The 18433-nt window shown below is 63.7% G+C and carries 15 protein-coding genes; 9 read left to right on the forward strand and 6 right to left on the reverse strand.

Annotation, left to right across the window (positions count from 1 at the left end):
* Window positions 1-455: 455 nt before the first annotated feature.
* The 6 genes from radA (at window position 456) to I6F35_RS03770 (ending at window position 7871) form a co-directional block, all read left to right on the forward strand.
* Window positions 456-1913, forward strand: a complete 1458-nt coding sequence (gene radA, locus I6F35_RS03745) for a DNA repair protein RadA (RefSeq protein WP_225116291.1) — start codon at window positions 456-458, stop codon at window positions 1911-1913.
* A 182-nt stretch (window positions 1914-2095) separates the two neighbouring features.
* The gene (locus tag I6F35_RS03750) at window positions 2096-2725 is read left to right on the forward strand and encodes a CvpA family protein (RefSeq protein ID WP_027579562.1); all 630 of its coding nucleotides are present in this window, start codon (window positions 2096-2098) and stop codon (window positions 2723-2725) included.
* Between the two features lie 63 nt (window positions 2726-2788).
* Window positions 2789-4300, forward strand: a complete 1512-nt coding sequence (gene purF / locus I6F35_RS03755; RefSeq protein ID WP_225116292.1) for an amidophosphoribosyltransferase — start codon at window positions 2789-2791, stop codon at window positions 4298-4300.
* A 145-nt stretch (window positions 4301-4445) separates the two neighbouring features.
* Window positions 4446-5186 (forward strand): SDR family NAD(P)-dependent oxidoreductase, encoded by a 741-nt coding sequence (locus I6F35_RS03760; protein ID WP_225116293.1) that lies wholly within the window; start codon window positions 4446-4448, stop codon window positions 5184-5186.
* 197 nt (window positions 5187-5383) lie between these two features.
* A complete protein-coding gene (locus I6F35_RS03765; protein ID WP_225116294.1) occupies window positions 5384-6511 on the forward strand; it encodes a hypothetical protein in 1128 nt (375 codons plus the stop codon).
* Between the two features lie 121 nt (window positions 6512-6632).
* Window positions 6633-7871 carry an ABC transporter substrate-binding protein gene (locus I6F35_RS03770; protein ID WP_225116295.1) on the forward strand — a complete coding sequence of 413 codons (1239 nt, stop codon included), beginning with the start codon at window positions 6633-6635 and terminating at the stop codon, window positions 7869-7871.
* Between the two features lie 96 nt (window positions 7872-7967).
* Here I6F35_RS03770 and I6F35_RS03775 read toward each other — a convergent pair whose 3' ends face one another.
* The 4 genes from I6F35_RS03775 to I6F35_RS03790 are packed head-to-tail and all read right to left on the reverse strand — an operon-like array spanning window position 7968 to window position 11913.
* A complete protein-coding gene (locus I6F35_RS03775) occupies window positions 7968-9218 on the reverse strand; it encodes a TCR/Tet family MFS transporter (RefSeq protein WP_225116296.1) in 1251 nt (416 codons plus the stop codon).
* Window positions 9215-10594, reverse strand: coding sequence for a ribosome biogenesis GTPase Der (der, locus tag I6F35_RS03780; protein WP_225116297.1), 1380 nt, complete (start codon window positions 10592-10594; stop codon window positions 9215-9217). The genes I6F35_RS03775 and der overlap by 4 nt, the downstream gene beginning before the upstream one ends.
* A gap of 53 nt (window positions 10595-10647) precedes the next feature.
* Window positions 10648-11226: a hypothetical protein gene (locus tag I6F35_RS03785; protein WP_225116298.1), complete on the reverse strand. Its 579-nt coding sequence runs from the start codon at window positions 11224-11226 to the stop codon at window positions 10648-10650.
* Between the two features lie 33 nt (window positions 11227-11259).
* Window positions 11260-11913, reverse strand: coding sequence for a tetratricopeptide repeat protein (locus I6F35_RS03790; RefSeq protein WP_225116299.1), 654 nt, complete (start codon window positions 11911-11913; stop codon window positions 11260-11262).
* A gap of 242 nt (window positions 11914-12155) precedes the next feature.
* Between I6F35_RS03790 and I6F35_RS03795 the strand changes: the two genes are divergently transcribed.
* Together I6F35_RS03795 and I6F35_RS03800 are read left to right on the forward strand one after the other, a co-directional pair.
* Complete coding sequence (locus I6F35_RS03795) at window positions 12156-12548, forward strand: ester cyclase (protein WP_225116300.1); 393 nt, start codon at window positions 12156-12158, stop codon at window positions 12546-12548.
* Window positions 12549-13173: 625 nt separating this feature from the next.
* Window positions 13174-13710, forward strand: coding sequence for a GNAT family N-acetyltransferase (locus I6F35_RS03800; RefSeq protein WP_225116301.1), 537 nt, complete (start codon window positions 13174-13176; stop codon window positions 13708-13710).
* Window positions 13711-13878: 168 nt separating this feature from the next.
* Here the strand turns inward: I6F35_RS03800 and I6F35_RS03805 are convergent, their stop codons facing one another.
* Together I6F35_RS03805 and I6F35_RS03810 are read right to left on the reverse strand one after the other, a co-directional pair.
* Window positions 13879-14319 (reverse strand): VOC family protein, encoded by a 441-nt coding sequence (locus tag I6F35_RS03805; RefSeq protein WP_225116302.1) that lies wholly within the window; start codon window positions 14317-14319, stop codon window positions 13879-13881.
* A gap of 241 nt (window positions 14320-14560) precedes the next feature.
* On the reverse strand, window positions 14561-15772 hold the full coding sequence (locus I6F35_RS03810; protein ID WP_225116465.1) for an MFS transporter: 1212 nt from the start codon (window positions 15770-15772) through the stop codon (window positions 14561-14563).
* 175 nt (window positions 15773-15947) lie between these two features.
* Between I6F35_RS03810 and gcvA the strand changes: the two genes are divergently transcribed.
* Window positions 15948-16883, forward strand: coding sequence for a transcriptional regulator GcvA (gene gcvA, locus I6F35_RS03815; RefSeq protein WP_225116303.1), 936 nt, complete (start codon window positions 15948-15950; stop codon window positions 16881-16883).
* The last annotated feature ends 1550 nt before the right edge of the window (window positions 16884-18433 follow it).

Below are 18433 nucleotides of genomic sequence, written 5' to 3' on the forward strand. Positions count from 1 at the left end.
AGGACATATCCGATGGCGCTGAACTCGCAAAGCGGAGCGGACGGCGGACTTCTGCGCGACTGCTATTACGCGCCCGCCGGTGTAAAAGCTGATCGCTTCCGCGATCTGAGTTGCCGGGGCCGACCACGACGGGTTTCAAGTCGGTTCCATGGTAGACACACCTCCCAGAATGTTCTACTTCTGTTCTTATGAAGCCCGAGCGAATTCAACGAGACGCGTGCCAAGGTCGCGCTGTTCGCAGCCTTTTCACGATATCGGGCACGGCCCCTTCAGCCGCGCCTTCGAGGAAGCACAAAAAGCATTGGCCGCGGAACGATCCACAGATGCAGCGCCGAAACCAAAGATTCGAAGTCAGGACGCTTGGGTTACCGCCCGCGGTTCGGCTGCGCATCCCTGATTTCGTTTTTCACCGCTTGTGAGCGCGGCCAAACCTGAAACGGGCGCTGGGGCTTTTCATGGCCAAATCCACCCTCTCCTTTGTCTGCCAGAATTGCGGCGCGGCGTATAATCGCTGGCAGGGGAAGTGCGACGCCTGCGGTGAGTGGAATACGCTGGCTGAGGAGGATTCCACCGGCAACGTGCCCGTGTCGATCCGCTCCAAGCGCAAGGGGCGGACGTTTGCGCTGGAGTCGCTGTCGGGCAAGAGCCACGACGCTCCCCGTCTCTCCTCCGGAATGACCGAGCTCGATCGCGTCACCGGCGGCGGCTTCGTGCGCGGGTCAGTGCTGCTGGTCGGCGGCGATCCCGGCATCGGCAAGTCGACGCTGCTGACGCAGGCGACCAGCATGATGGCGCGTGCCGGGCACCGCGCGGTCTATATCTCGGGCGAAGAGGCGGTGGCGCAGGTGCGGCTGCGCGCCGAGCGGCTGGGGCTTGCGAATGCGCCGGTGCAGCTTGCTTCCGAAACCTCGGTCGAGGACATCGTCTCGACCCTGTCCGAAGGCACCGTGCCGCGCCTGATCGTGATCGATTCGATCCAGACCATGTGGACGGACACGGTCGAATCCGCGCCCGGCACGGTGACCCAGGTGCGCGCCTCGGCGCAGGCCCTGATTCGCTTCGCCAAGAAGACCGGCGCGGCCATCATCCTGGTCGGCCATGTCACCAAGGATGGCCAGATCGCGGGCCCCCGCGTGGTCGAGCACATGGTCGACGCGGTGCTGTCGTTCGAGGGCGAAGGCTCGCAGCAGTTCCGCATCCTGCGCGCGGTCAAGAACCGCTTCGGTCCGACCGACGAGATCGGCGTGTTCGAGATGACCGGGCTCGGCCTGCGCGAAGTCTCGAACCCCTCCGAATTGTTCCTTTCCGAGCGCGATCTCGGCAGCCCCGGCACCGCCGTCTTTGCCGGGATCGAGGGCACCCGCCCGGTGCTGGTGGAATTGCAGGCGCTGGTGGCGCCGACCTCGCTCGGCACGCCCCGCCGCGCGGTGGTCGGCTGGGACCCGAGCCGGCTGTCGATGGTGCTGGCGGTGCTGGAGGCGCATTGCGGCGTGAAACTCTCCGGCCACGACGTCTACCTGAACGTCGCCGGCGGCCTGCGCATCCAGGAACCCGCCGCCGACCTTGCCGCCGCCGCGGCGCTGGTGTCCTCGCTGGTCAACGCTCCCCTGCCCACCGACGCGGTCTATTTCGGCGAGATTTCGCTTTCCGGCGCGGTGCGGCCGGTGGCGCAGACCTCAGCCCGGCTGAAGGAAGCGGCGAAACTCGGGTTCGGCCGCGCCGTGCTGCCCGAATCGGCCCGCGGTGACGCCAGCGATGCCGGGCTCGCGCTGAACAGTGTCGGCGGACTGACCACGCTGGTTGCCGAGATCGCCGCGCGCGGCACGCCCAGGGGCAACCACCAGGCTCCGCGGGATGATGAACCGGTTGAGAAAAATGCCACACCGGCCCGATTCCGTCGCGAGAAGAGCTAAAGCAGGGTGACCTTAATCGCCACCGCCGCTATACATCGCGCCGCGCGGGGAGGTGCTTTCCGGCCTTGCCGGAGGCGCGATAACCCCGTCAGCTAGGACGGAACCGAAACGCCGATTCGCGGCGGCCGAGCCCTGCAGAGCCATAAAGAGCCAAGAGAAGAACGAGCGGACCTGACCAGCCGATGCCGATAACGATCCTCGATCTCGTCCTGCTCGCGGTGATGCTGATCTCGGGCCTGCTTGCGATGGTGCGCGGCTTCATGCGCGAGATCCTGTCGATCGCGGCCTGGGGCGCGGCGGCTCTGGTCACACTCTATGCTTTCTCGAAGCTGCTGCCGACCGCAAAGACCTACTTCAACAACGACACGGTCGCCGCCGTCGTGGTGGTCGCCGGCACCTTCATCGGCACCCTGATCGTGGTGTCCATCATCACAGTGCGGATCTCCGACATGATCCTTGATTCGCGCATCGGCGCGCTCGATCGCACGCTGGGATTTCTGTTCGGGCTGGCGCGCGGGCTCCTGATCGTGGTCGTCGCCTTCCTGTTCTTCAGCTGGCTGGTTCCTGACAAGCAGCGGCCGGACTGGGTGACGGGCGCAAAATCCCGGGTGGTGCTGCAAGGAACCGGGGATTGGCTGATGTCGCTCTTGCCTGACGACCCCGAGAACACCATCTTAAAGCGGTTCAAGAAAAATAAGCCGGAAGACGACCAGACTGACGCCGAACCCGCCGCGCCGGCGTCGGGCGATGGCTATAGCAAACCTGCCCGCGACAGCCTTAAAAAGCTGATCGAAAAACCTGCGGGCCGTTAAACCTTGACTTAGGCCTGTTGGGCTAGATCCAGCACAGGCCACAGAGATGAGGCGATGAACGCGATGCAATCTCCTTCCGATCACGCCGAGCAACCTGACCCCAATTCGGGGCCGATCGAATTGCAGGATGATCTCGAAGGCGACACGCTACGCGAGGAGTGCGGCGTGTTCGGCATTTTCGGCCACCCCGAGGCCGCCGCCATCACGGCGCTCGGATTGCACGCTCTCCAGCATCGCGGCCAGGAAGCCTGCGGCATCGTCACCTTCGACGGCAGCCGCTTCCACTCCGAACGCCGGCTCGGCCTGGTCGGTGACACCTTCTCCCGCCGCGAAGTGATCGAGCGCCTGCCCGGCTCGACCGCGGTCGGCCATGTCCGCTATTCCACCACCGGCGCCACCATCCTGCGCAACGTGCAGCCGCTGTTCGCCGAGCTCAACGCCGGCGGCTTTGCCGTGGGCCATAACGGCAACCTCACCAACGGGCTGTCGCTGCGCCGCGAGCTCGTCAAGAACGGCGCCATGATGCAGTCGACCACCGATACCGAGGTGATCCTGCACCTGGTGGCGCAATCCAAGCGCGGCCACTTTGTCGACCGTTTCATCGAGGCGCTGCGGGCGATCGAGGGAGCCTATTCGCTGGTCGCGCTGACCAACAAGAAGCTGGTCGGCGCGCGCGACCCGCTTGGCATCCGGCCGCTCGTGCTCGGCGATCTCGACGGCCGGCCGATCCTGACTTCGGAGACCTGCGCGCTCGACATGATCGGCGCCAAATATGTCCGCGACATCGAGCCCGGCGAGATCGTCGTGTTCGACGAGGAAGGCGCGCATACCCACAAGCCGTTCCCGCCGAAGCCGCCGCGGCCCTGCATCTTCGAATACATCTATTTCTCGCGGCCCGACTCCGTCGTCGGCGGCCGCTCGGTCTATGAGGTGCGCAAGGCGTTCGGCGCGCAGCTCGCGCGTGAGAGCCATCCCGATATCGATGTCGTGGTGCCGGTGCCGGATTCCGGCGTGCCCGCCGCGGTCGGCTACAGCCAGTATTCGGGCGTGCCGTTCGAGCTCGGCATCATCCGCAATCACTATGTCGGCCGCACCTTCATCCAGCCGACCCAGAGCGTGCGCGAACTCGGCGTGCGCATGAAGCACTCGGCCAATCGTGCCGCGATCGAGGGCAAGCGCATCCTCCTGATCGACGACTCGCTGGTGCGCGGCACCACCTCGAAGAAGATCGTGCGCATGATGCGCGACGCCGGCGCGCGCGAGGTGCATTTCCGCCTCGCTTCCCCGCCGATCCTCTATCCCGACTATTACGGCATCGACCTGCCGGACCGCGGCGGCCTGCTCGCGGCGACCCATACGCTTGAGGAGATGCGCGAGATCATCGGCGCCGATTCGCTCGCCTTCCTGTCGATCGACGGCATGTATCGCGCCATGGGCTATCCCGGCGGCCGCGATCCCGCCAACCCGAAATTCGCCGACCATTGTTTTACGGGCGCCTACCCGACGCACCTCACCGACCAGAGCGAAACCGAGCCGCAGCCGCGGCAGCTCTCGCTGCTGGCGGAAGCGAGCTGATCTGTCGTCCCGGCGAAGGCCGGGACCCATAACCACCGGCTTTCGTTGTTTGGAAGCCATTGGACACGACCGCCGTCGCGCATCATAACCGCCGCGGAGTATGGGTCCCGGCCTTCGCCGGGACGACGTCGAAGAGATTTGCCTGATGCCCCTTCCCCTCGCCTCCCGCATCGCCCTCGTCACCGGCGCCTCGCGCGGCATCGGCTATGCCACCGCGCTCGCGCTCGCCAAAGCCGGCGCGCATATCGTCGCGGTGGCGCGGACACAAGGCGGGCTCGAGGAGCTCGATGACGAGATCCGGAAATTTGGCGGCAGCGCCACGCTGGTGCCGCTCAGCCTCACCGATTCCGACGGCATCGCCCGCTTGGGCGCCGCGCTGCATGAGCGCCACGGCAAGCTCGACATCCTCGTCGGCAATGCCGGCGTCGCCGGCCCGTCCTCGCCGCTCGGCCACATCGATCTGAAATCATGGAACGACGTGATGGCGGTCAACGTCACCGCGAACTTCCAGCTCATCCGCTGCATGGAGCCGCTCTTGAAAGTATCCGATTCCGGACGCGCCGTGTTCATCACCTCGGGCGCGGCCAACAAGGCACTCGCCTATCTCGGCCCCTATGCAGCCTCAAAGGCTGCGCTGGAAACGCTGGCGCGCGCCTGGGCCAACGAGACCGCGAGCACAAAGCTGCGCGTCAACCTGTTCAACCCCGGCCCGATCCGCACCCGCATGCGCGCCGCGGTGTTTCCCGGCGAGGACCCGATGGATCTCGACACGCCCGAGCAGGCAGCGGAATTCATCGTGCCGATGTGCATGCCGGAGTGGAACGAGACCGGCAAGTTCTTCGACTACCCGACGCGCACACTGATGAGCTTCCGCGCACCGGCGTAAGCCTTTCGTCATTGCCTCTCCCGCCGTCATTGCGAGGAGCGAAAGCGACGAAGCAATCCACGCCTCCGCAAGCGGCGAAATGGATTGCTTCGCTTCGCTCGCAATGACGACGTGCGACGGTTGACACCATTCGCGCCGCGCGATTGACTGCTACCTGAGCGGGCACACCGCCAACAAGAAAATCACGGGAGGCAACCATGACGCCGAGGCTCAATCGCGCGCGCTTCACTCTTTTCGGATTCATCTCAGCCTGCATCGCCTGCTTCTGCCTGTCGGCGCCCTCGCATGCCGGCGACATTCCGACCTTCGCGGTCGATGCGGCCTGGCCAAAACCGTTGCCGAACAACTGGATCCTCGGGCAGGTCGGCGGCATCACGGTCGACTGGCAGGGCCATATCTGGGTGATCCATCGGCCGCGCTCGCTGACCGATGACGAGAAAGGCGCAACGCTCAATCCGCCGCGTTCGAAATGCTGCGTCCCGGCGCCGCCGGTGCTGGAGTTCGATGCCGACGGCAACCTGTTGCGCGCCTGGGGCGGGCCCGGCGAAGGCTATGAATGGGTCGGCCGCGAGCACGGCATCGAGGTCGATGAGCGCGGCTTCGTCTGGGTCGGCGGCAATGCCGACAACGACAACGCGATCCTGAAATTCACGCTCGACGGCAAGTTCGTCTCGCAGATCGGCAAGATCGCGCCGAGCAAGGGCTCAAGCGACACCACCCAGCTCGGCAAGCCCGCGGAGACCGCGATCGACAAGGAGGCCAACGAGATCTACGTCGCCGACGGCTACGGCAATCGCCGCGTGATCGTTTTCGACGCCACCACCGGCGCCTACAAGCGGCACTGGGGCGCCTACGGCAATCCGCCCAACGACGACAAGCAGCCGGCCTACGATCCGAAGGCGCCGGTTGCTCAACAATTCGGCAATCCCGTGCATTGCGTGAAGCTCGCCAATGACGGGCTGGTCTATGTCTGCGACCGCATCAACAACCGCATCCAGGTGTTCAAGAAGGATGGGACTTTCGTCAAAGAGTGGTTCTTCGAAAAGAATACGCTCGGCAACGGCGCGGTGTGGGATATCGCGCTCTGGCCCGACCCAAAACAGACCTATCTCCTGAGCGCCGACGGCGAGAACAACGAGATCCGGATCGTCAGGCGCGACGATGGCACCGTGGTCGGCAGTTTCGGCCGCAGCGGCCGCAATGCCGGGCAATTCCACTGGGTCCATGCCATGGCCGTCGGCGCCAAGGGCAGCGTCTATACGGCCGAGGTCGACACCGCCAAGCGCATCCAGAAATTCAAACTGACCTCCGATGCGCTACGATAAGCGCATTGCCGGACGGCGCGAGACAGGATAAGCGGGAACCTGAAAGGTCTTCGACCGATCGCGCCGCGGGTGAAAGGCTCCAGCAAGAGAGCCATCCCGGCATCAACAGAGGAGGGAACACATGGAAACGACGCGCGCGCGGCGCTACGCCGCGCTATTCGCCTGTGCCGGATTGGGTCTTGCGACCCCGGCCTTCGCCCAGGACAAAGCTCAGGACAAGACCGTCAAGATCGGCGTCTTGAACGATATGTCGAGCCTTTACGCCGACATCGGCGGCCCCAATTCGGTCGCCGCGGTCAACCTCGCGGTCGAGGATTCCGGCCTGCGCGCCAAGGGCTGGAAGATCGAGGTCCTGAGCGGCGATCACCAGAACAAGCCCGACGTCGGCGTCAATATCGGCCGGCAGTGGATCGACAACGAGAAGGTCGACGTCATCGTCGATACGCCGAACTCGGGCGTGGCGCTCGCGATCGCCAACCTCGTCAAGGAGAAGAACGCGGTGCACCTCAACTCCGGTGCCGCCACCGCCGATCTCACCGGCAAGGCCTGCACGCCGAACACGATCTCCTACACCTACGACACCTACATGCTCGCCAACGGCACCGGCAAGGCGCTGACCAAGGCCGGCGGTGACAGCTGGTTCTTCCTGACCGCCGACTACGCCTTCGGCCATGCGCTGGAGCGCGACACTACCGCAGTCGTCGTCGCCAATGGCGGCAAGGCGCTGGGCGGCGTCAAGCATCCGCTCAACACCTCCGACTTCTCCTCCTTCCTGCTGCAGGCGCAGTCCTCGAAGGCGAAGGTGGTCGGGCTTGCCAATGCCGGCGGCGACACCACCAACTCGATCAAGCAGGCGGCGGAATTCGGCATCGTCTCCGGCGGCCAGAAGCTCGCGGCGCTCCTGCTCTTCATCACCGACGTGCACTCGCTCGGCCTGAAGACTGCGCAGGGCCTGACGTTTACGGAATCCTTCTACTGGGATTTGAACGACAAGACCCGCGAATGGTCCAAGCGTTTTGCCAAGGTGTCGCCGAAGGGCATGATGCCGTCGATGACCGTCGCCGGCAATTACGCTGCCGTGCTGCACTACCTGAAGACGCTGGAGGCGATGGGCGGCAACACGCATGACGGCGCCAAGACCGTCGCCAAGATGAAGGAACTGCCGACCGACGATCCGCTGTTCGGCAAGGGTCCGCTCCGCGCCGACGGCCGCCGCATCATCCCGGCCTATCTGTTCGAGGTGAAGAAGCCGGAAGAGTCCAAATACCCTTGGGACTACTACAAGCTGATCGCCACCATCGCGCCGGAAGACGCGGCCAAGCCGCTGGAAGCCAGCGAATGCCCGCTGGTGAAGAAGTGATGGCGTGAGACTTGTATGGTGGGCAAAGGCGCGTAGCGCCGTGCCCACCATCGAGCGATGTGCTCGCAATGGTGGGTGCGCTTCGCTTTGCCCGCCCTACGAAGCTTGCGGTTTCTTCGCCAGCGTCAGCCACGCAACCGCCAGCGCCAGCAGCAGCAGCGCGGCCGCGAGGAAGAACGGCGCGCCGGGCAGTTTGAACGGCGCGGTCGCGCCGATGAAATGGGCAAAGGTCAGCGTGAACAGGAACGGCCCGACGAGCTGGGACACGCTCTGCACGCTGTTGGTGGCGCCCTGGAGCTGGCCCTGCTGATCGGGCGCGACGAGCTCCGTCATCAACGCCTGGATCGCCGCGCCCGCGACGCCCCACAGCGCCATCACGGGAATGCCGAACCAGGATAGCGCTCCGGTCGGCGCGCTCGCGAAAATCAAAAAGCCGACGGCACCGCAGGCGAGCCCGAACAACAGCGCTCGCCGCTCGCCGAAGCGGCTGACGATCGGGCCGATCGCCGCGCCCTGCACGATCATCTGGCAAAGACCGACCAGCGCAAGCGTCGCGCCGACGGTCGCGGTGTCCCACCCGTAACGATAGGTCGCATAGAGCACGTAGGTCGATGGCAGCACGACATGCGCAAGCTGGGCGAAAAAATTCGCAAGCGAGAGCCCTGCGAGCACGCGGTCCGAACCGAGCAGATGCAGGGCGCCGATCGGATTGGCGCTCTTCCAGCGAAACGGCGAGCGCCGCGCTCGCGGCAGCGACTCCGGCAGGATCAAGAGGCCATAGAGCCCGTTGGCAAAGCTCAGGCCTGCCGCGACCCAGAACGGCAATCGCGGATCGATGCCGCCGAGCAGACCGCCAAGCGCCGGCCCCAGGATGAACCCGGCGCCGAAGGCGACGCCGATCCTGCCGAACATCCTGGCGCGCTGCTCCGGCGCGGTGACGTCGGTGATATAGGCAAACGCGGTCGAGACGCTGGCCGAGGTGATGCCGGAGATCAGGCGGCCGATGAACAGCCAGACCAGCGACGGCGCCAGCGCCATCAGCACATAGTCGGCGGCCAGACCGAAATTCGACAGCAGCACCACCGGTCGCCGCCCGAACCGGTCGGACAATCCACCGAGAATCGGCGAGAAGAACAACTGCATCAGCGCCCAGGCGGTGCCGAACAGGCCGAAGATCCGCGCCGCGCTCGCGGTGTCATTGTCGACAAAGCCCTCGATCAGTTTCGGCAGGATCGGAATGACGACGCCGAGCGCCAGCATGTCGAGCAGGACGGTGCCGAAGATGAAGATCGCGGCGCCGCTCCGCGCCGGTGGCGGGTCGACGACGGCGGCAGCCTGTTCGCTCATGACAACCGCTTGCGCTTGTGCGCGAAGGGATTGGCTTTTTCGCGCAGCGTGATGCGCACCGGCGTGCCCGGCAGGTCGAAGGTTTCGCGCAGCGAGTTGGTGAGATAGCGCAGATAGGATTGCGGCACGGCGTCGGCGCGTGAGCAGAACAAGACGAAGCTCGGCGGCCGCGCCTTGTTCTGGGTGATGTAGTTCAACTTCAACCGGCGGCCGGACACCGCGGGCGGTGGATTGGCCGCGATCGCCTGCTCGAACCAGCGATTGAGCGCGGCCGTGGGCACGCGCTTGTTCCAGGTGGCATAGGCCTCCTCGATCGCCTTCATCAGACGATCCACGCCCTCACCCGTCAGCCCGGAGACTGCGACAACAGGCACGCCCTTCACCTGCGGCAGCCAATGATCGGCGTCGGCGCGCAAGGCCGAGATCAGGTTCGGCTTGCGCTCGACCAGGTCCCATTTGTTGACCGCGAGCACGATCGCGCGCCCCTCGCGCTCGATCAGGTCGGCGATGCGCAGATCCTGCTCCTCGAACTTGTTCTGGGTATCCATCATCAGCACGACGACTTCGGCAAAGCGCACCGCGCGCAGCGCATCCGCGACCGACAGCTTCTCCAGCTTCTCCTCGATCCGCGACCGCCGCCTGAGGCCCGCGGTATCGAACAGGCGGAAGCCGCGGCCCTGCCAGTTGATTTCAACCGCGATGGAATCCCGCGTGGTGCCGGCCTCCGGGCTGGTCAAGAGCCGCTCCTCGCCGAGGAGATGATTGATCAGCGTCGACTTGCCGGCATTCGGGCGGCCGACAATGGCGACACGGATCGGACGCCGGCCGACGTCCTCGTCCGATTCCGGTTCGTCATCTTCGGCGTCTTCGTCTACGGCGCGCTCGGGCATCAGCGCGTTCAGCGCATCATAAAGCTCGCCCATGCCCTCGCCATGCTCGGCGGAAATCTGGACGGGATCGCCAAGTCCAAGCGCATAGGATTCCATCGCACCGAGCTCGCCATGCTTGCCCTCGGCCTTGTTGGCGACCAGCACCACCGGCTTGTTGGCGCGGCGGACGAAATCGGCAAAGGCGCGATCGGTCGGCGTCAGTCCCACCCGCGCGTCGATCACGAACATCAGCGCGTCGGCAAGGCCGATCGCCGTCTCGGTCTGCTCCTGCATGCGCGCGGTCAGCGAGCCCTTGGCGCCCTCGTCGAGACCGGCGGTGTCGATCACGGTGAATTCGAGGTCGCCGAGCCGCGCCTGCCCCTCGCGGCGGTCGCGCGTTACGCCGGGCTCGTCATCGACCAGCGCGAGCTTCTGCCCGACCAGACGGTTGAACAGCGTCGACTTTCCGACATTGGGCCGGCCGATGATGGCGATCGTGAAGGGCATGGATCATCAAAGCGCTGTGCGCGGAAACGCGTCTCAACCAAGTCTAGCAGGAACTAGCGCGTAAAACTGCCGCTCGGCAGCGGGGCCGGGAATGGTGCGGCGGATTGCTGTGTGGGCTGCGCGGGAGCCGGTTGCGCGGCCGGTTGGGCCGTCTGATCGGGCGGCGGAGCGGTGGTGCGTTTGCGTGCCATCCTCTTCGCCTTCGGCTCCGGCGGCAGTGCGGCGGCCGCGCCCTCCTCGGATGGCGCGGCACCGGGATCGGTGGCAGCCGGCTCCGCCGCAGGCGCCGTGCTGGCGGCGGCCGCCCTGCCCTTCGACCGCTTCGACTTCGCCTGCTCCGGCGGAGGCTCCGCAGGCGGCGGAGCGGCAGCGGCGGCGGCCTGCGCGTTCTGCTGGTCGATCTGTTCCTGCCGCGAGCCCTTGTACAGTTCCTTCGGCACGCCCTGCTCCAGGCCCGGCACGCCATCGGGGAACACCGGCTTGCGTTCACCGGGCAGCTTCTTCTTGGTGTCGAGGAAGTCGAGCAGGTCCGACGGATCGAAATTGGACAGGCCGCCGCCTCCGCAGCCGGCCAGCACGCTGCAAAGTGCGACGGCGACGGCGGCTGCGATCAGACGTTGCGAGCGGCGCATGGGCGATCCCTTACTCAACTCGTTAGCTCTCAATCAGCTCTTGGCGACCGGCGGCAGCAGGGCCTGCAACGCCTCGGCGCGCGAACGCAGGCTCGGCGGCGTCTCGGCGTCATTGGCGATCAGGTCGAGCCACTGTCGCGCCGCGGCGGCGTCATTGGCACGGTAGGCCGACAATGCCAGCAACTCGCGCGCGGTGTGACGGAAGGTCGAGTTCGCTGCCGTGGCGGGCTCGAGCCGCTGCAGCATGTTCTGGTAGGTTGTGCTTTCCAGCAGCAATTGCGCGGCGCGGATCCGCGCCAGATCCTGCTCCGCCGCACCGACGCTGCGGTCGGCGGCGATCTCGTCATACATCTTGGCGGCCGCCTGCGGGTCGCGGGTTGCGACCTCCGCAGCCAAACGCAGCCGCGCCAGCACGCGGTAGCCGGCCGGCGCCTTCGCAGCCAGGTCGGCAAAAGCAGCCTCCGCCTCGGCGTGCTTGTTCTGTTCGGAAAGCTCGACGGCCCGGTCGAAGGCCGCCCCCGCCTCGGCCGCCTTCTGGCCCTGGAGGTATTCGTAGCCGCGCCAACCGCCGACGCCGGCGACGACCAGAATCGCGAGCGCAATGATCAGAAGCGAATACTTGTCCCACAGCTTCTTGAGCTGCTCGCGACGCAGTTCCTCGTCGACTTCACTAAATAATTCAGACACTTAAGGCTATCCCATCCCCGGAGGGCGAAGCAAAATGCACGGGCGGCAGCCGCGCCCGATCCCCACATCGCGGCGGCGTTACCCTAATGATATGGCGGTGGCAAGGCAAAGCGAGGCGGATCAAAGCGTTAACGGTGGAAGGCTACCCTGCCCGCTTTACGCCCGCGTCGCGCCCGTCCAGCCCCTCCTCAGCATGGCATTGGATGCTTCAGTCACTTCTCAGGTAGCACAGGGAGTCTGTCGTGACGCCGCAACATCTCTCCGAAATCTATCGAAACTACATCGGCTGCCTGAATGCGCAGGACTGGGCGAACCTGGGGCGGTTCGTCCACGACGATGTGCGCCACAACGGTCGGCAGCTCGGACCGTCCGGCTATCGCGAGATGCTGGAAAATGACTTTCGCCAGATTCCGGACCTCACCTTCAACATCCAGCTCCTGATCTCCGATCCGCCTTACGTGTCGAGCCGGCTGCTCTTTGACTGCACGCCAAAGGGAGAGTTCCTCGGACTGGAGATCAACGGGAAACGAGTCTCCTTCGCCGAGAACGTCATTTATGAATTCCGGGAAGACAGGATCGTGGAGGTCTGGTCGGTCATCGACAAGCCGGCCATCGAAGCTCAGCTTCGACGCTAGAGCGCCATCCATCAGGCTGAACCTCAGACGCCGAAGCGAAGCTTGGGCTATGGCTGGCGCCGGATGAAGGCTCTCTCCACTCGGGGTGTCCCGATGCGGAGAGCACCAGTTGCAGGTTGCAGCGCGATTTGGAGAGTTGGCGGAATGGCTACGTCGTTAACAAGCGGCGTAAGCAAAGCGGGGCGCTCTTACGTCAACTTCTCGACCAGCGCTAGAAGCCCCAAAGAAAGGATGAATAGCCAAATCGCTACCGCGCTGCGCGCCAAGTCACTAGACGGCTTGTCCTCTTTCCCGCGATGCATGTCAGGCTCGCTAAAGATCGAACAAAGCACACAGCGACGAATCGTTCCTAACTGAGCGGGTGGAGTGTCGTCAGCCGCGTGGATGTCTGGCGTGGGGCCATCCGCGTCGTTCTAGACGTGCGGCGGTCACTTCCGGTCTTCCGATGGGCCATGAGCTGTCGATCATGCCGCGAACGAACGCAAACACGTCGATAAAGCTGGTACGCTGATGCGCTGCTAAGCCGGCCTTAATTACGGCGCCCACCACTTCGCTGATCGGCCAATAGCGGATACGTCGCGAACGAACGCCTTATTTAATTCCATGGATCGGGTTACTATTTCGAATGAATGAAAATTTCCGAATTACACGAGCTACTCAAGATGATGCCGTTCAAGTTGCTCGGATTCATATCGCAGCCACTCGCGCAGCGTACCGGGATATCTATACACTTGAATACCTAGACGGCCTTTCTACTGAAGACCGGGCTTACCGCTGGATTGAAAAGGATAGGGGGCATCTGGCTCTAGGTGATCCGTTCTCTGTGTTCGTAGCATTTGACAATGACATGATGATTGGCTTTGCGGACGTCGGACCAACAACTAAAAGCGGTGTCGCGGAACTCTACGCGATTTACTTAGATCCCGAGTATATCGCGAAAGGCGCAGGCAAGGTTCTGTTGGAGGCGTGCATTGACTACGCTGGTCGCAACGGCTTTAAGGCTATGATAGCAACCGTCCTCACAAAAAATTCTTTGGCACGCGCATTTTATGAGCGCAGGGGCGCGCGGGCGTTAACAGAAACCGAGACATTGATAGAAACGGGCGGTACCAAGGAGAAGGTCATTTCTTATCTTTGGGACAATTTGCAGCAGGCCGACTGAGCTAACTTCCGGTTTGGGTCAAACTCACCATTCGGAAGGCTGGCCAGCCATTTCCGGTTCACCCCGACCAGCCGACAACTTTGGAGCGCCACCCGCACTTCGTAATCGCGCCAAAAGGCGAAATCAGGATTGCTCAGGTGACGGATGGCTCGCCTGAGACAGAAGCGTCTAATCGTCCCGCTGCACTAACTCGAAGGTGATACCCTCGGGACCCTCGAAGAGCCGCAGCTTTCGACCGATGTAGTCCATCTCGTCGCTTAACATGACTACGCCGTTAGCTACGAGGTGCGCGGTGGTCGCCTCGATGTCGTCGACGCGGAACGCAAGGTGATTGAAGCCCAGTTTTCGCAGATTCGTCGGGTGCGCTCCGGGATCGGTCCCCGAGAGCGGGTCGAATTCAAGCAGCTGAATCTCGAAATGCGGCTTCGATCCTTCGAGCACGAGGGTTATGTGCTGCGCTTTCATGCGCGGCATACCCATGTACTGGGCGGGAATGCCGCCGTCGATCGTTGCGACATGATCCTTTCTGAAACCAAGGAGCGCGAAGAATTCAATCGCCTTGCCGGCGTCTGCCACTGCGATCGTAACGTGATCCGGATTGAGTATCATCTTATCACTCCTTCCATCAAGCAGCGCGCTCGATCGCGCCAGCATATCAAGTCGGGTAAGCCGCCGGCCACTGTCGTGCCCATCTTGGAAGGCTACCAGCTCACGCCGGCGCACGATAGAAGTCATGTCTCACGATGAAATCCGCTCCGGGTCAGAAGCGCCGCTTGGCCTCACGGCAGGACTTCCGGTTGACCCCGATCTTCGGAAATATCCTGCGCGGCGCCGCCATCCGGCACTGGCATCAAACGGACTTCTCGCGCGATCCCGCGGTGGAATTGCGCAGATGAGGCCGCAGCGCCAGCACGATCGGGGCGATCAAAGCGGCAGTCGCCGCCGAGGCCAACACGCCGATCGTCTGACTGCTGTGATCGGCAATCGCGCCGAAGAGGATCGGCGCGAGACCTCCTGCGCCGATGACGCTCGTATAGAAGACCGCGAAAGCCCGCCCCGTATCGCCGCCGGAAAGCTCCGGCACGGTGCCATAGAGCACCGAAGAGGTGCCGTTCAGCACGATGCCAAGCAGCGGCAGCAGGCTGAGCGTTGGCGTCAGTGGCGTGAACAGCGTCGCCGCGATGAGCAAGGCGGTTGCGGCCTCGGTCACCATGACGCTGCCGATGACACCCAGCCGCTCGCCGAGCCAGCCGCATGTCGCCTTGCCGAACGCGCCGCCGACGAACAGTAGGGCAAGCGCGACTCCGACGGCCGGCAACCCCCCGCCCTGTCCATGGATGAGGAAGGGCAGAAACAGCAGATATCCCATGCGGGTCGCCGTATCGAGCGCGCCGATCGTCGTGAGGATGCGAAAGCCGCCGCGGCCGCGGCCGAACGTCGCCTCTGCCGTGACATTCCTCGTGACGGAAGCCGCCGGTGCCAGCGACACCAGCGCGACAACCAGGACAATTCCAAGCACCGCCATTAACCCCAACACCGATTGCCAGGCGAAGATCGGCAGCAGCACCGCGACGAGCGCCGGCAGCACGGCTTTTCCGAGATCGCCGGAAAAGTTGTAGATGCCGAGCGGACGTCGCGACGCCGCGCCATAGCTGTCGGTGACGAGCATCGAACCACGTGGGTGCTGGATGCTCGATCCGATGCCGGCCACGACGAGGCCGACGCAAAGCCCCGCAAAGCCGAACGGCAGCGCCATGATCAGCAAGCCCGCCGCCGCGGCGACGGTGGACAGGATTAGCGCCACGCGCGGCGACAAGCCGCGAAGAGCTCGGTCGGCCGGAATCTGCATGCCCCCCATAGTTCCGAAATACAGTGCGCGCACGACGGCCAGCGCCGCATAGGACAGGCCGAACTGCGCCTGCCAGACCGGCAGGAAGGCATAGAGACCGTCGGTATAGCCGTCATGAAGCGCGTGGGTGAGGCACGCGGCCAGCAGGCTGCGCGATTTCGCCGGGGCCGACGAGCCTGATTCGGTTTCGCGCGGACGGCTCGCAGCCACCATCGCTGCGTCGTTCATGTCGATTCCTCCTGCTCCCGGGGTGAAGAGAGAAAATCTACATTGCGATCCGTTTCGGACCCGCCGATGCACTGATCCCTCATGACAAATTCACCCTGGACTATTGAGGCGACCGTCACAAATCAGTAATAATCGGGCTATGAGTTAGGATTTCTACCCAATGAGTATTCCCGTCCAGCGCAGGACCTTGCCGCCGCTCAACGCCGTCCGCGCTTTCGAGGCGGCAGCTCGCCTTGGCAGCTTCAAGGAAGCGGCGACCGAATTGGGCGTGACGCATGGCGCAATCAGTCAGCAGGTGCGCCTCCTTGAGGATCGGCTGGGAGCGCCCGCGCTGTTCTGGCGATCGACGCGGCGGGTCACGCTTACACCCGCCGGCACGGCGCTGCTCGAGGAGATCAGCCCGGCGCTCGACCGCATTTCGTCCGCTGTCCAGCGCCATCGCGCGACACGCGGCGAAGTGCCGGCGGCCGTGCTGCGCGTCAACGCGCTGGCGACGTTCAGCATGCGCTGGCTTCTTCCCCGGCTGAGCCGTTTTCGCGACGAGCGACCCGACATCGAGGTCCGCCTCACCACGTCAAACGACCCGATTGACGCGCTTGCCGACACGTTCGACGTCGTCATCCGCGGTGGCCCGGATTCGTTTCACGGCTTCACGTCGCGGCTGTTTCTTTCGGAGCGCCGGTTGCCGATCTGCAGCCCCGCACTGGTCGCGAAGGTGCCGCTGGAGGATATTTCCGATCTCGCGCAGCACACGTTGCTGAACGTCACTTCGATGCCGCGGCTATGGCACGATTGGCTGGTGCAAGCCGGACAGCCTCGCGTCACTCCGATGGCGACGCTGACATTCGATCATTTCTTCCTAACCATTCAGGCGGCGATCGATGGTTTGGGCGTGGCGATGGGACCAACCGCCCTAATCGGCGACGACGTCGCGGCCGGCCGCCTGATCGCGCCGTTTCCCGATGTCAGTCTTCCGGCGAGGAGTTACTTCGCCTACTTGCCCGCAGGGAGCGAAAGTGGCTCACAGACTGCGGTGTTTTGCGATTGGCTGGAACAAGAAGGGCAGCAATACGCTGGCAACGCAACGGCCGCATGACGAACAGATCGTGCCGCTTCGGCTGGCAAAACCCTCGAACGTTCCGCAGAGGCTAGTGGTCAACGCTCTTATGGATCATTGCTGCTGGTCCCGACTTCGGTTCTGCGCAAATCCCGGACCCGAGCCAGACATGCTATAACGTCAGTTAAGGGGCACTTGCCGATGCAAATGTCAGCTTCGGGTCACGACCCGGCGTTGAAGGTCGCGCTGAGCAATGTCCGCTGTATCCGTTACTGCGGAAATCCTGAGGCTCTCGGTGATGCTCTTGCGGCAACTTCGTCACGGTGCGGTGCAGCCGGAACGGGCCACGATGGCAAGACGCGCTCCACGCGGCCGAATGCTTCGTCAGGACCACTCGAGTCCCCCCATCCGGCTCAGATTGCCCGTCCCGCTATAGTGGCCTGATAGCTATGGATCTGCCTGGCCGTTGTGATCGCCGCAAAAGTCGCGGCCAAAATAAATGCGATTGAAAAAGCCAAGAAAACGAAGCGTGGCGTCATTGAACGGGCTCCCTTTCAGGATCCCCCCGCGACATATCTAACGTGAATTCCGGGGCCTTCAAGGCGTGCACGGTCGACGTGGAATGCAGCAGACTGAAGGGCGTCGCCTGTCGCGACAGGCAGAGCGTCGGCTTCGCTCACACAGGTGGGACGGTCACGCCATGTGCTTGGCCGCTTGCCCTCAGGTCGGCCGTGTTCCAGCGGGCGATGGAGTTGTCAGTGCGATTTGCGACGACGCCTTACGAGACGATAGACGCCATACCCGACTGCAACAAGAGCGATAGGAAGTCCAGCGCCGGCGACAGGTCCCGGAGCGCCCTGGACGACACCACCAGGCGGGCCCTGGACGCCGCCATCGGTCCAATTGGTAGGGCTGCCACCTCCGTGGACGACGTAACCGGTGGCCGCGATCCCTAACACAGCCAGTCCGCCAAGAACGCTTTTGAGAGACCAAGCGCGTGTGAATTTCGTCCAGGTCATCCAATCCATGGTATTAATCTCCTCTGCCCCGCGATTTAATTAATTAACATTGTTCGATAATAATAGCAATATTAAATCCGACATGCGGACGTCATATTGCGAAGCAACACAGCCTTTAATTGATCAGTGGCCGAGCCCGGCCCCTCACCCGCGATGGTCAGGCCGCGTCCAGGCGTAAATCCCCGATTTTGCGCCGGGGCTAGCCGATATCACTTGATGCGCCGCTTCGGTGTCGCGTCCACGCTCGGACCAAATGTTGCGAGGAAATCGGATGCCGGCAGTGTGGTCAGCCGAGACAGTCGGTCCAGTTCTGCCCTGAGACGGACGACCTGCCCGTAACGAGTTGCCAAGTCATGGCTTGTACGGAGCAGCGCAATGAGAAGATCGCATTCTTCCATGGCGTCGAATTGATCCTGGCTATCGGTCGTTAAGCGGCCGCTGCCGCAATCTCTGGTCCATTGTCAGCGTTCAAGCCAACAAGCACGTCTTCGAGTCCCTCGCGGTTGTTGGTTGTTCAGCCGCACCTTGACGCCGACGATATGCTGCCTTGCGTTTGACACCCGCTCAAGA

The organism is Bradyrhizobium sp. BRP22, from assembly GCF_020194175.1.
GTDB lineage: Bacteria > Pseudomonadota > Alphaproteobacteria > Rhizobiales > Xanthobacteraceae > Bradyrhizobium.

What these genes read in the sequence shown, in the direction of transcription:
- I6F35_RS03750 (WP_027579562.1), top strand. Translation starts at nt 2,096, where the DNA reads ATGCCGATAACGATCCTCGATCTCGTCCTGCTCGCGGTGATGCTGATC.
- gcvA (WP_225116303.1), top strand. Translation starts at nt 15,948, where the DNA reads ATGAGTATTCCCGTCCAGCGCAGGACCTTGCCGCCGCTCAACGCCGTC.
- der (WP_225116297.1), bottom strand. Translation starts at nt 10,594, where the DNA reads ATGCCCTTCACGATCGCCATCATCGGCCGGCCCAATGTCGGAAAGTCG.
- I6F35_RS03785 (WP_225116298.1), bottom strand. Translation starts at nt 11,226, where the DNA reads ATGCGCCGCTCGCAACGTCTGATCGCAGCCGCCGTCGCCGTCGCACTT.
- I6F35_RS03765 (WP_225116294.1), top strand. Translation starts at nt 5,384, where the DNA reads ATGACGCCGAGGCTCAATCGCGCGCGCTTCACTCTTTTCGGATTCATC.
- purF (WP_225116292.1), top strand. Translation starts at nt 2,789, where the DNA reads ATGCAATCTCCTTCCGATCACGCCGAGCAACCTGACCCCAATTCGGGG.
- I6F35_RS03805 (WP_225116302.1), bottom strand. Translation starts at nt 14,319, where the DNA reads ATGATACTCAATCCGGATCACGTTACGATCGCAGTGGCAGACGCCGGC.
- I6F35_RS03770 (WP_225116295.1), top strand. Translation starts at nt 6,633, where the DNA reads ATGGAAACGACGCGCGCGCGGCGCTACGCCGCGCTATTCGCCTGTGCC.
- I6F35_RS03760 (WP_225116293.1), top strand. Translation starts at nt 4,446, where the DNA reads ATGCCCCTTCCCCTCGCCTCCCGCATCGCCCTCGTCACCGGCGCCTCG.
- radA (WP_225116291.1), top strand. Translation starts at nt 456, where the DNA reads ATGGCCAAATCCACCCTCTCCTTTGTCTGCCAGAATTGCGGCGCGGCG.
- I6F35_RS03775 (WP_225116296.1), bottom strand. Translation starts at nt 9,218, where the DNA reads ATGAGCGAACAGGCTGCCGCCGTCGTCGACCCGCCACCGGCGCGGAGC.
- I6F35_RS03800 (WP_225116301.1), top strand. Translation starts at nt 13,174, where the DNA reads ATGAATGAAAATTTCCGAATTACACGAGCTACTCAAGATGATGCCGTT.
- I6F35_RS03810 (WP_225116465.1), bottom strand. Translation starts at nt 15,772, where the DNA reads ATGGTGGCTGCGAGCCGTCCGCGCGAAACCGAATCAGGCTCGTCGGCC.